Source organism: Butyricimonas paravirosa, assembly GCF_032878955.1.
Lineage (GTDB): Bacteria > Bacteroidota > Bacteroidia > Bacteroidales > Marinifilaceae > Butyricimonas > Butyricimonas paravirosa.
Genome location: NZ_CP043839.1, coordinates 3713280 through 3726735 on the forward strand (window position 1 = coordinate 3713280; position 13456 = coordinate 3726735).

At 46.0% G+C, this 13456-nt stretch carries 9 protein-coding genes, 1 pseudogene and 2 riboswitches; of the genes and pseudogenes, 4 read left to right on the top strand and 6 right to left on the bottom strand.

Annotation, left to right across the window (positions count from 1 at the left end):
* Positions 1–42: 42 nt before the first annotated feature.
* A riboswitch (cobalamin riboswitch) is annotated at positions 43–252 on the bottom strand.
* A 195-nt stretch (positions 253–447) separates the two neighbouring features.
* A riboswitch (cobalamin riboswitch) is annotated at positions 448–634 on the top strand.
* Positions 635–740: 106 nt separating this feature from the next.
* The gene (locus tag F1644_RS15135) at positions 741–3098 is read left to right on the top strand and encodes a TonB-dependent receptor (RefSeq protein WP_087419793.1); all 2358 of its coding nucleotides are present in this window, start codon (positions 741–743) and stop codon (positions 3096–3098) included.
* Between the two features lie 390 nt (positions 3099–3488).
* Positions 3489–4706 (top strand): C1 family peptidase, encoded by a 1218-nt coding sequence (locus F1644_RS15140; protein ID WP_118303632.1) that lies wholly within the window; start codon positions 3489–3491, stop codon positions 4704–4706.
* 291 nt (positions 4707–4997) lie between these two features.
* Here the strand turns inward: F1644_RS15140 and F1644_RS15145 are convergent, their stop codons facing one another.
* Genes F1644_RS15145 through F1644_RS15160 form a run of 4 tightly spaced genes read right to left on the bottom strand, consistent with a single transcriptional unit; the run spans position 4998 to position 9190 of the window.
* Entirely contained in the window at positions 4998–6008 is a 1011-nt protein-coding gene (locus tag F1644_RS15145) for a histidine kinase (protein ID WP_118303634.1), read from the bottom strand.
* A 2-nt stretch (positions 6009–6010) separates the two neighbouring features.
* A complete protein-coding gene (locus tag F1644_RS15150; RefSeq protein ID WP_118303636.1) occupies positions 6011–7450 on the bottom strand; it encodes an MBOAT family O-acyltransferase in 1440 nt (479 codons plus the stop codon).
* Positions 7451–7453: 3 nt separating this feature from the next.
* Entirely contained in the window at positions 7454–7696 is a 243-nt protein-coding gene (locus F1644_RS15155; protein ID WP_087419662.1) for an acyl carrier protein, read from the bottom strand.
* Positions 7697–7702: 6 nt separating this feature from the next.
* On the bottom strand, positions 7703–9190 hold the full coding sequence (locus F1644_RS15160; protein WP_118303638.1) for an amino acid adenylation domain-containing protein: 1488 nt from the start codon (positions 9188–9190) through the stop codon (positions 7703–7705).
* A 180-nt stretch (positions 9191–9370) separates the two neighbouring features.
* On the opposite strand from F1644_RS15160, the pseudogene F1644_RS15165 reads away from it, so the two are divergent.
* Both F1644_RS15165 and F1644_RS15170 read left to right on the top strand, forming a co-directional pair.
* A pseudogene (locus F1644_RS15165) lies at positions 9371–10686 on the top strand (cobyrinate a,c-diamide synthase).
* A 109-nt stretch (positions 10687–10795) separates the two neighbouring features.
* Positions 10796–11278: a ferritin gene (locus F1644_RS15170; protein WP_087419665.1), complete on the top strand. Its 483-nt coding sequence runs from the start codon at positions 10796–10798 to the stop codon at positions 11276–11278.
* Between the two features lie 212 nt (positions 11279–11490).
* Here the strand turns inward: F1644_RS15170 and cbiB are convergent, their stop codons facing one another.
* Positions 11491–12429 (bottom strand): adenosylcobinamide-phosphate synthase CbiB, encoded by a 939-nt coding sequence (gene cbiB / locus F1644_RS15175; RefSeq protein WP_118303642.1) that lies wholly within the window; start codon positions 12427–12429, stop codon positions 11491–11493.
* Between the two features lie 9 nt (positions 12430–12438).
* Positions 12439–13455: a pyridoxal phosphate-dependent aminotransferase gene (locus tag F1644_RS15180; protein ID WP_087419667.1), complete on the bottom strand. Its 1017-nt coding sequence runs from the start codon at positions 13453–13455 to the stop codon at positions 12439–12441.
* Between the last annotated feature and the right edge of the window lies 1 nt (position 13456).

A 13456-nucleotide genomic window follows, 5' to 3' on the forward strand; every position in this document is an offset into this window, starting at 1 on the left:
TTTAAAGTTTATAATAGTATTCCTGGCCCCGAGAATACGCTATTACCTGTGTTTGTCTCGGCAGGTCTCCTGACTACGCCTAAGAAAGATACCTTCCCGTCCTTACGAACAGTGGTGTAAGAACCTTTCTTTGAATCTCCTCGTTAGGGAGAAACGGGCATCACAGTAGCGGGCACTGTACCGGATTCTAACCGGTTTCCCTCTTGTATGTTAATTGAGCATTAACACATCACCTAAGACGGCACAAATGTATATATTTTTTGACAAAAGGTTACGGTTGGATGAGAAAAATGATACCGGGAGAAGGTATAGAGATTCGTTAGGGACATTGTTGGAGTTTTTATTATAGGGATTGGTTGTCAGTTTGTTATGATGATTGAATTATGGAAATAAAAAAATCATGTTGAAAAAGTATAATATAAAAAAATATATTACATTCGCGCCATGTTTTGGTGCGGAGCCTTCGGTCATGGAGGTGATGCTTAATAGGGAATCCGGTGTGAATCCGGGACTGTACCCGCAGCTGTAAGTTCCTGTACAAGGGGTTTTGTACTTCAAATGTCACTGGTTATAAACTGGGAAGGCAACAAAATCCGGAACAAGTCAGAAGACCTGCCGAACTAGATAAACCATAGCTTTCGGGAAAAAAAGCGAGAGGGAAAAAGATGGATTTTACCTTAAACTCATGTTGCCCAAAAGACTATGTTAATAATGCTTATTCATTATTAATATATAGTTGTATGAAAAAAGTTGTTGTATTAGCATTGTTGCTGTTTGTGTGCGTCGGTTCGCTTTTCGCTCAAGAGAACGATAAGCGAAAGAAAAAGAGTATCACGGACTCTTTATTCCGTATCGATCAGGTGGATGTGATGCAGAAAAAGAAGAGGATTGATTTGTTGGGATTGGATGTGCCTTTACGTTTCGTTCCGATAACGGTGAGCAAGTTGTCTAGCCAGATGCTTGACCGGAAGGGAATTGTTGATCTGATGGATGCCGTTAAGTTTTTGCCGGGAATTGTAGCGAAAGACAAGCAATACGGGCAGTTCCAACAGTTTTCTATTCGCGGACAGGGGAGTGCGGTTGTTATGATTGACGGGATTCGCGATGAGCGGACGTTGAATAATAACGTGCCTTACGGGGATTTGGCTGCCGTGGAGTCGATCGAATTGTTGAAAGGACCCGCCGCTATTTTGGCCGGACATTCGGCTATGGGCGGAGTGTTGAATATCGTGCGCAAGAAAGCGTCTCCCGATTTTTCGGCCAACGCTCGTATCAGTTATGGTAGCTGGGATGAGAGACGGGCTACTCTTGGTTTCGGGGGAAAACTTGTGGGACCTCTCGAATATCGTGCCAATATCAATTATTCAACGGGAGACGGATGGCGTGAGGTGAATGCAAATCGTTTTTCCGTGTATGGTGTTTTGGGTGCTGATTTGGGAAAGTGGGGACGTATTGATGTGACCGGTAGCTATGCCGATGATGATTACACGACCGAGATCGGGGCTGCACCCGTTATGCCCGGTGATATGTTCTACGTGGACGGAGACAAACCGTACGCGCTGAAGGGGGATCGCCACCCGGAGGCGGATTACCGCGAGGTTTATAATGACTTTGCCAATAATTACATGAAACGGAAAGTATGGGATATGTCTGTGTCATACGTTTACCAGATCACGGATTGGATGAAGTTGAAAGAACGTTTTTCCTATTTCCACAGTGATTTGGATTATCATTGTATTGAGGGGCTTTCTTATCGTACCTCTAAGGATCCGATATATAAATGGTATTATTATAAGTCAGAAGACGAGAAGGTGTATGTTGACTTGGATACGGTTCAACGAGGAAATGCTGCCCGTCAGAATCCGTTGAATTTTAACCCGGACCACAAAAACGTGAATAATACGATCGAGTTGACCGGGAAGTTCGAGACAGGTTCCGTGTTGCATAACTACACGTTGGGATGGACGTACAATTGTTTTGATTTCGCCCAGTATAACGGTTATGGAGATGACGATTTGTGGGGGCCCGGTTTGGATGCACTTTTGCCTGTGCGGGACCCGCATATCGTGCAGGGATGGTGGGACACGAAAGTTTCAGCCGTTTCTCTGCGCACGGAGAGAACGCATGGAATTTATTTGCATGACGTGATCGAATTCAATGATAAATGGAAAATGATGGCATCCGGGCGTGTGGATTTGTATAGCCGGAAAACATCAAGTGCTACGATTGATGACGGGAAACAGAAATATGAAACGAAGAACAGGAAAGAATGGAAAGAGGTGGAGACCTCGGCATTCACGTATCGGGTGGGTGTCGTGTATTTTCCCATGCCTGAATTGTCATTCTACGGTTCTATTTCTTCTTATTTCAATCCTGTAACTACAACATATAGTCCTACCGTGATGTATTTGGACCGCAAGGGTAACGAGTTCAATCCTGATGAGGATGGGGGCGAAGTGTTCAAGCCGGAAAAAGGGTATTCCACGGAAGTCGGTGTACGTTACACCTTGAACGAGATGGTGGATATTAACGCGAGTGTATTTTATATTCGTAAGTATAATATCGTGAAGAGTCTGGGTGACACGACGGTGTTGGTGGATGGTGTTGCTACCGAGAAGAGTATTCGGGGACAAGTCGGAAGAGCCGACTCGCGAGGTTTTGACATTGAGGTGGTTGTTCGTCCGTTACCGACTTTACAAGTTACGGGAGGTCTCGGTTGGTCGGACTATCGTTTGCGGGAAATTGCCGAGAGCGGACGTTTCTCTAAATATAAGGAACAGAATAAAAATGTTCGTGCCACGGGTGTGCCTCGTACGACATTCTACGCTTATGCCGATTACACGATACCACGCGGGGTGCTAAAGAATTTGTCATTCCATTTAAGTGGGAATTTCAAGGATAAGGTGTTCCGGAATATAGATAACCGGTTGTACGATCCGGCCTTGTGGTTGATGGATGCGGGTATTTTCTACACGATCAAGAATCACGTAACACTGGCATTGAACATTAACAACTTGTTTGACAAGGAATATTTCGAGAGAACCACGATCATGGCGAAACCCCGGAATTATCAGGCATCGGTTTCCTATACTTTTTAATTAAAGAAAGGGAATTTGAAAGAAGTCAAGGAGGATGTCAAACTCCCTCCCCCTTTGGGGTATTGAGCCTGTAAGCAGTCTCGAATCGGCTCTCGCTCGACAGACAACGAGTAAACTCTCAGTCTGTTCTCGCTTACTCGCCGATTTCCCTCTATAAACAGAGGGAGAGCTGAAATACTCCCTGTTTTTGGGAAGAATCACCAGCTCCTCCTCTGTTTATAGAGGAGGTGGCCGAAGGTCGGAGAAGTTTATTTTGTAATAGAGAGAACTGTTCAGGCAGTTCTCTTTTTGTTATTGGCTAACGTAAATATATTCAGCTTGTCAGCTTGTTTTGCGGTTCTTTTTATACTTTTGCAGGCAGACAATTAAATCACAATCAATATAAAAGATATGAAGAGAACAGCATTTATTTTATTCGCCCTCGTTTTCGGAGGGTACATGATGGCCTATGCGCAGCAGAATACGACTGTACAGGACACGACAAAGCCTGTAGACTACCAGTTTACTGATATCAAGAGATTGCCCGCTACGTCCGTGAAGGATCAGTATCGTGCCGGGACTTGTTGGTCATGGTCAACGTCCTCTTTCCTAGAGTCGGAAATGATGCGAATGGGGAAAGATTCAGTGAATTTGTCGGCCATGTATTTCGTGAAACACGCTTATTCGGATAAGGCGGATAAATATGTTCGCTTGCACGGGGTGTTGAATTTTGCGGTGGGAGGAGCCTCTTCGGATGTGACGAATATGGCGAAGAAATATGGGATTGTGCCTCTTGAGGTGTATCAAGGATTGAATTACGGGGAACCGAGTCATGTTTTCGGAGAGATTGATGCTGTTTTGAAAGCTTACGTGCAAGCGGTAGTGGAAAATAACAACAAGCGGTTGAGTACGGCGTGGAAACGGGGATTCGATGCTATTCTGGATACTTATCTCGGACCGGAGCCGGAGAAGTTTGAATATCAAGGAAAAGAATATACACCGCAGACTTTCGCTAAAGAGGTGGTTGGCTTAAACATGGATGACTATGTGAATTTAACCTCTTTCACGCACCATCCTTTCTACACGGAGTTCGCTATTGAGGTTGAGGATAACTGGTCTTGGGATAAGGCTTATAATCTTCCGTTGGAAGAGTTGATGCAAGTGATGGATTATGCTATTGATAACGGTTATACTTTCGTCTGGGGTGCTGACGTGAGCGAGAAAGGATTTGCCACGAAGGATGCAGGGGTTGCCGTGATTCCCGCAACGGACACGAAGGAGATGAGCGGTGCGGAAATTGCTAAATGGGAAAAGTTGCCGAAGGGACAACAGATGATGGATGCTTTCAAGCAAGGTCCGGCTCCCGAAAAGACGATCACGCAGGAGATGAGACAGGAAGAGTTCGATCGTTACCTGACAACGGACGATCACGGAATGCATATCATTGGTAAAGCAAAAGATCAGAACGGAACTCCTTATTTCATCGTGAAGAATTCTTGGAATAAGTATAACAAATTCGGAGGGTATTTCTACGCATCTTATCCTTATATGGCTTTGAAGACAATGGATATTATGGTTCACAAAAACGCTATCCCGAAGGCGATAAGGAAGAAATTGGGAATCAATTAATTTTAGATTTAATGATTTTAGATTTTAGATTCCAGCCGCACGAGGCTGACTTTTTAACTACCCCCTCCGGGGCTGTTCAAAAAGTCATTTCTCAAACTCCCTCCCCCCTTCGGGGTACTCCCTCTATAAACAGAGGGAGAGCTGGAATACTCCCTGTTTTTGGGAAGAGTCACCAACTCCTCCTCTGTTTATAGAGGAGGTGGCACGAAGTGACGGAGGAGTTTCTTGATGATCGTGTCTCAAAAAGCGTCTGCCTTGTGCGGCTGGAATCTAAAATCATTAAATCTAAAATTAGTCAGTTGTTTCGTGCGTGGCATACACGCTATCCAGTAGTTGGCGTCCGAGACAGGGGCGATAATGGGAGCCTTCGTAGTAATTCCGGATGTTATTTGTGTACTTGTTGATGCCGGAAAAGTCATAAACGTTTTCAGCTCCGAATATTTCTTTCAATTGTTCCACATCCGCCGGGTTCAGACGTATTTGTTTGTATTCCGGGCTAATGATGATTTTATACTTCGTGTGGTGATCCTGGAATACTTTTGCGATTTCCGATAACAGTTTGATTTGTGGTTTCATCAGTACCGGAGGGTGAACCCGTTCTTCCCCGAGACGGGGGCGGAATCTCTTTTTATGTTTTTCCCAGTAATGTTCACCGAGTTGTTCTATCTCGTGTTCCCGCGGGTTCCACAAGTCGTTTGTGACAACATTGCGGATGTTTTTGTCGGGATTCACGATTCCTCTCATGTAATTGCGGTAGCGTCGGCATACCCGGTAATCCATGTAGGAAACCAGAAATTTTGGGTTGAAGAATTCTTGTGCGAACTGAGATTGGAACTTGAATTTATTCATCCCGCTGACTTCCGGGGGAAGTAGGTGCATGTAGCCCGTGGATAACTGATATTCTCGCAATAGGGTGGCATCGACGATAAGTAAAACATTTGCAATATGCTCCTCTTCCTTGTCAAGAGTCATCACTTTCCGGTGTACGGCAGCTAGTCGTTCTGCTGTTCCGTATAACCGGATGGCCTTGCTCCCGTTGAGGTATTTCTCCCAGTCGGAGGTCAGAAATGCCATGGTGCAGGAATTCCCTAGGATGAAGGAATCGAAGTGCAGGGAATCCCGATAATTCTTGTATGTCTTCCAACCGATGTAATCTTCGTTCAGGAAGATCGGGTCATTGTCATATTTTTTATATTCCCGCAGGACTTTGAAGGGATCATCGTAAAAGTAGATCCCCGCGAGGACAAAGAAGGGAACAAGAAAAAGCACGCATTTTATTATAAATCCTTTGAAAGTTCTCATGGCTAAAACTGTAAATAAATGAAATCTTCAGATCCGAATTGTCCGAATAGGAACATGAGTAGTACGAGCAGGTAGTAGACCCCCCAGCGTATGATTCTGTGACGCTCGCTCAAGGCTTGTAACAGGTCCCGTTTCGACATAAAGTATTCGTATAAGAAAAGCACTACGACGGCAGCCCCGGCAACGATACATTCTTGGTCGGTCATCCCTAGTCGCAGTTCTTTAATCGAGGTGTGCAGGTTGAAGGAGAGGTGACTGATCATGTACCCGGCATCGGATAACGAGGGCAGACGGAAAAATAGCAGGGAGAACGCGAAGAGCAGGTAGGTCCGGAGGATAGAGTAAGCCCCGAACACGTGTTTCCCCACGCTTGTTTCCACTTTATTCCGGTAGGCCACGGTCACCATCTCGTAGCTGATGATAAGTCCTTGGATTAACCCGTATATCACATAGTTCCAACCAGCCCCGTGCCACACGCCGAGTAACACGAAGGTGACCACAAGAGCGTAGACGATGCCCCACTGTCCCCAATATCGTTTACTTGCCGCGATGGGTTGGTAAAGGTAATCCCTGACCCAGAAGGAGAGGGACATATGCCAGCGGCGCCAAAAGTCGGTGATTGTCTTTGCCACAAACGGACGATTAAAGTTCGGAGACAGACGATAACCGAACATCATGGCCCCACCGATAGCCATATCCGTGTAACCGGAGAAATCGGCATAAAGTTCGATCGGATACAGTAACCCGGCGAGTAATAGCTGCGCCCCGGAAGCATCTTGTACGGAGGCAAATATATTATCCAGATGCGGAGCCAGCCGGTCGGCGATCAGGACTTTTTTCATCAAACCGATCAGCATGAGTTTCAGGCCGTAGGTAACCGTGTCGTAGTCGAAACGTTTCTCGATTTTCAACTGCGGGAGCATATCGAAGGCCCGTTCGATCGGTCCGGAAAGGAATTTCATGAAAAATAGCATATAGAGCATGAAGTCCGGTAGTGAGCGTTCAGGTTCTTCCTCTTCCCAGTAGACATCAATAAGATAGCCGAGTGCTTGGAAGGTATAGAACGAGATTCCCAACGGGAAGAAAACAGAGGTGATGGCTCCTTTCCAGTCCACGCCGAACCAACCGAGTAGTACGGCAATGTTTTCCCCGATGAAATTGAGGTACTTGAATGCCACGAGGAACAGGACGAGAAAGACGATTCCCCCGACGAAGACTCTCCGGCGTTTGTTTTCCTGTTCCTGCATCCCGATCCAGCGCCCCCAGTAGAAGGTTATTGCCGCAATGAGTGCGGCTATCAGTAGGTATGCGATGTTGAAATAACCGACAAAGATGCAACTGGTTAGTAACAGGACCGGTTTCTGGTAGCTGCCTTTTACCGTGTAATATAGGATCAGGCAACAAGTAAACAGAACGACAAACGGTAGAGAGAGAAACATCATAGGCTACTTCTTTTTAGCTTGGATGGACGCGCACAGGTCACCCACGTGTTTGAATTTCAGTATTTCACGCAGGCCGAAACGAATGTTGTAATGTTTTTCGATGGCCGTGATGAGGCGCATATTCGTCAGAGAATCCCAGCCGTCCACGTCTTTTGCCGTGGTCTCGGGAGTTAACGTGATGTTTTCGTTTTTTAGAATGTCACGAAAAATCGTGTCCAGTTCGTGTAAGATTTCTTCGGTTTCCATAGTTTTTTATATTAATGTCGTTAATGCTTTCCGGTCAATTTTTCCACTGGTGTTTAACGGGAATTCTTCTAAAAAGTGAACTTCGGTCGGTAACATATAGACGGGTAAGTGTTCCTTCAGGTAATGGAGCAAAGCGTCCCGTTCGTGGGGAGTTGTCCCGACGAACAAGTGCAATTGACATCCCCCGTCATCCTCTTTCTTGGGAACGACGACGGCATTGGTCTCGTTCGGGAAGAATTTCTTTGTCCGGTATTCGATCTCGCTGAGTTCAACCCGGAAACCCTGCACTTTAACTTGGTAGTCCTTACGTCCGCGATAGATGATGTCCCCGTCCGGATCGACAGAACAGAGGTCGCCTGTTTTATAGTACACTTTCCCGTTGAAACGGGCGAATGCCTGTCGGGATTTATCCTCATCCTGCCAATAGCCTCGCATGACTTGTTCTCCGCTTACCCATAATTCTCCTTGTTCTCCGGTCTGCATGGGTATTTCCTTCTCGTCCATAATCAGGGTGTCGATTCCGGTGAAGGGGTGGCCGATGGCGATCATCCCGTTGTGTTGCTTGCAACCTTCGGGAGGAATCCGGTAAGCCGTACAATAAATTGTGGCTTCCGTGGGACCGTACAGGTTTACGAACTCTGCGTTGGGGGCGCAGGCCCTGAAACGTTGGAGAAGATCGGCATTTGCTGCTTCTGCCGTCACGATAAGGTATTTGAGTGTTGGAACGTGAATCTCGTCAAAGTAAGGGGACAGGAATTGTAATAGGGAGGGAGGCATGGCCACGAAAGTCAGTTCCTCATCTTCCATCAATTCGTATACTCTCATGTATTTCAACTTGCTTGTTCCCACCGTGTAAACGCTGGCTCCGAGGGTTAACGGGTAGAGGGTGGACACGACTGAAACGTCGAATGTCAGTTCGAACATTTGCAACATCCGGTCTGTCGGCCCAAGTTGCCAACCCAGTTGATGGTAGGCAGCATAGAATGCGTTCAAGTTTTTCCGGCTGATCGGGACTCCTTTGGGAATCCCGGTACTTCCGGAGGTGAAAATGATGTAGGCATTCTTGTTTGTATCTTGCGTTTGCTCTCCTGTTAGATGGTCTGTATTTTCATCCCGTAGCTCTAATGTTGAAATACATTTGATCTCGTTGGGGAGGCCTTGCCGCGTACCGGATTCGTGACCGTATAATACCTGTTTCATCCCGGTGGATTCCACAATGGTCCTGTTCCGACTGTCCGGGTAATTGGGATGGAGGATTACGTAAGTTTTTTCGGCCAATAAAACAGCTAGAATAGAGGCATACGTTTCAATGTAATCTTCCGCGATGATTCCGATAATGTCTTCCGGGCAATCCTGCACGAAGGGCATAATTCCTTGCACTCGGGCAAATACCTCTTGATAGGTGTAAGAGGTATCATCAATTACAAAAGCCACATAATCCGGGTAATTTCTGTAAGCCCGGACGATGTCTTTAATCATGTCCATTTCCTTCATAAATCATTCCTTTATACTTGAGGCCCGCTCCCGGCGTCCATTCCGAAAGTTTACCAATGTTGCAACCGCCTCAAATATCGTAACGCTACAAAAATAGGCTTTTATTAGAAACATCCAATGTTATTATACTTTTATTATTTCGAGAAGTTTTATCTTTGTGTGTTGTAAATACTGAAAGAAATGAAACAGAAACCATTCATCATGATCGGGGCGGCAGGTTCCGGTAGCGGGAAGACGACATTCACGTTAGGTCTGTTACGATTGTTACGGAACCGGGGAATGAAGGTACAACCTTTTAAGTGTGGGCCGGATTATATAGACACGAAACATCATGCCATGGCTGCAGGAGAGGAATCCGTGAACCTGGATACTTATATGGCGTCAGCGGCGCATGTGCGGGAACTGTACGCCCGCTATGGAGCAGCGAGTGATGTCTGCGTGACGGAAGGGGTGATGGGGTTGTTTGATGGGTACGATGGGATGAAGGGAAGTAGTGCGGAGATTGCCGAGTTAATCGGTATTCCCGTCGTGTTGGTACTTAATGCAAAATCCACGGCCTATACCGTGGCTCCGGTGTTGTATGGTTTTAAACACTTCTATCCGGGAATCCGGGTTGTCGGGGTCGTGTTTAATTTCGTGGCATCGGTGGCGCATTATGCTTATTTGCAGCAGGCTTGTGCGGATGCCGGAGTGGAGGCATTGGGGTATATCCCAAAGGATGAAAGTATTGTTATCCCGTCCCGTCATTTGGGGTTGTCGATTGATGAGACGTTTTGTTTTGATGCATTTGCGGACCGGGTGGCAGAGGTGATTGACAAAACCGTGAATGTCGATCGTTTACTGGAACTCTGTACGGTGGAATTTTCCGGAGAACAGACGGAAGATGTCGTTTGTTCCGGGAACAGGAAGATCGCTATTGCCCGGGATGAGGCTTTTAATTTCATGTACCGGGAGAACGTGGAGGCATTGAAACGAGCCGGGGAGGTGGTGTTTTTTAGTCCGCTGCGTGATAAAAGTCTTCCGGAGGCCGATATGGTCTATTTCCCCGGAGGGTACCCGGAACTACATTTGGCGGAGTTGGCGGCTAACGAGGAAATGAGACAGTCTGTCCGGAAGTATTGCGAAACCGGAGGGCGGGTGTTGGCAGAATGTGGTGGGATGATGTATTTGTGTGACACGATTACAGGTGACGACGGGAAGGTTTACCCCATGGCAGGCGTGTTGAAACAAGGGGCGACGATGGAACAGATGAAATTGAAATTGGGCTACCGGGAAGTTCGTGTAAACGGTCAACGTATTCGGGGCATGAGTTTCACTATTCCCGAATATTGCCTGCGAATGAGAAAATACCTGTGATTGGCACGATATATAATGCCAAGGATATGGTGGTTGATACTCCGGTATATACCTATAAAAATGTGTTGGCAAGTTATATTCATTTTTACTGGGGAGAGTGTGGTATGGATCATTTTTTAATGTTAATGAGTCAAAAATGACAAAATGTCTTAAGCTATATTTTTAATGACATAATTTTGGAATGGCATGTAATTTGTTCGTTCTTCAAACGATTTGGAAGAATGAATATCAAATTTTAAATAAACAATTATGTTGAGCGAAAATTTAGTAAAGGCGTTTAATGCTCAGATTAATGCTGAGATGTGGTCATCCAATTTGTATTTGTCAATGTCCGTGTATTTTGCACAGAATGGTTACGACGGAATGGCATCATGGATGAGAGCGCAATCAAAAGAGGAATTGGATCATGCTTATGAAATGATTGACTTCGTGATCAAACGGAACGGAAATGTAGAAATCGGTCAGATCAACGTGGTACCGACAGCATGGGGTTCTGTTTTGGAAGTATTCGAGCATGTTTATCAACACGAGTGTCATGTTTCTAAATTGATTGATGATTTATTGGATGTAGCTATCAAGGAAAATGATAAAGCTGCCCAGAATTTTATCAATGAGTTTGTAGATGAGCAAGTGGAAGAAGAGTCTACTGCACAGACTATTGTTGATAGAATCAAGATGATGAACGGTCATAACTTGATTTATCTGGATGATAAATTAGGAGAACGGAAATAAATTAGTTCGAAAAAGAACGGGGGTGTCTAAAAAGTCATTTTTCAAACTCCCTCCCCCCTTCGGGGTACTCCCTCTATAAACAGAGGGAGAGTTGAAATACTCCCTATCTTTGGGAATAGTCACCAGCTCCTCCTCTGTTTATAGAGGAGGTGGCACGAAGTGACGGAGGAGTTTTTTGAAATAAAATAACTTTTTGAACACCCCCGTTCTTTTTATATCAATGGTGTGAAAGCAAGGCAAATAAGGATTACCGTGATCAGGCATACCGATTGATTGATGCGGGCGGCACGTTTGTAATCCCTAATCGATAATTCCCTGTCGTTCGTTCCGATGTAAGGCTTTTCCACGAGTATTCCGTGATAAATGTTCGGTCCCCCGAAGCGGCAATCGAGTATTCCGGCCATAGCGGATTCCGGGTAGCCGGAATTGGGGCTGGCATGTTGGCGGGCGTATTTTCGGATGAAGGAAAAGATTCCTTTCCGGTAGCCGGACAAGGCGATCAGAAGTGCCGTTAGCCGGGCTGGAATATAATTCAGTACATCATCCAGATGAGCTGAACAGCACCCGAAATCTTTGTAACGTGCATCCTTGTACCCGATCATGGAATCGAGCGTGTTTACCATTTTATAAGCCATCATGGCAGGAAATCCTCCCAGTGCATAGAAAAACAGGGGAGCGACCACTCCATCGCTCAAATTCTCTGCCATGGTTTCCAATACGGCGGTATATATCTTTTTGGGGGAGAGTTGACTGGTGTCTCTACCGACAATCCACGACAGGCGTTTTCGTCCGGCGTCCAATCCTTGTTCTTCAAGAGTTCGAATAACCTCTCCACCTTCTTGTATAAGACTGTGGTTCGCCAATCCGTAGAAAACGAACACGGAGGCGACGCAGTAATACGCGAAGGGATGGAGCATCCAGCTTCCCCAGGCGAGAAGTCCCCCTAAGAAAAGGGTGGAAAGTGGCAGGATAATGGCAACCAGGCACCCGTTTCGTTTCTTGTGTTCCCCTTTGTTAAAGTGACGTTCACACCACCCGATGATGTTTCCAAAGGCTACGATCGGGTGAGGTAATTTCCGGGGATCTCCAAAAATGAGATCGAGAAGATACCCGATGATGAGAGGAACGATGACGATTGAAAATGAGAGCATAACAACCAATTATAAATCATTGATGGATAATAACCTCAACGCTCGGAGTAGCATCTGGTTTTTTTCATCCGAGAGCGTGTTTACCCGGAAGTAATGTTCGTCCAGACCTCTGAAGTTCGAGGCGTCTCGTATCAGAATCCCGAATTGTTTCAATAGTTCCTGTTTTAACACGTGGGATTTATGAATCGTGTGAATGAGGAAAAACGAGGTTTCCGAGGGGACGGGAGAGTAACCGGGAAGTTCATCGAAAGCGCGGACAAAATTTTCCTTACGTTTGAGCAACCTGTCCGTGTCGGGTAGGAGGTACTTCCCGTTTTGCAGTAGGAATTTCCCGATCTCGATGGCTAGTGCATTCACGTTCCACGGGTGGGTGAAGCGTTTGATCCGGTCTATCAGTTTTTCGCTGCCCAACATATAGCCTAAGCGTAATCCGGGGATGGCATAACTTTTCGTCATGGAATGAATGACCAGTAGATTAGGGTAACTGGCTAATAACGGTTCGGATGGCTGTGCCGTGGGGGCAAAGTCAATGAACGATTCGTCCACGACAAGCGTCATTTGAGGGTATTGCTGTAAAATATTTTCGATCTCTTCCAGTTTCCACACGTGTCCATTGGGATTGTTGGGATTACAAATGAACATCAGGTCTGCGGGGCCTGCCTGAAAGTCTTTTATGGGTACGAATATCTGTTGGTGCCTGTAAAGGGTACAAGCATCTTCGTACTCTGAAAAAGAGGGAATGGGAAGGATGGTTTTACTCCCTTCAAAAGCGTGTGCGATCAAGTAAAACAGTTCAGTGGCACCGTTTCCGGCAATCACGTTTTGCGGTTGCAGGTTGTGGAACCGGGCAACTTCCCGCACGAATGATTCGGCGGCAGGCTCCGGGTAATGGAATATTTTGTCGATTTGGGTGATCAGCATGGAACGGAGAATGTCCGTGTCCGCGTCATACCATACGTTGGTGGAGAAATTAGCTTTTATTTCCGTGTTTGATTTGTATATGTCATCTCCGTGTCCGTTCAGCATA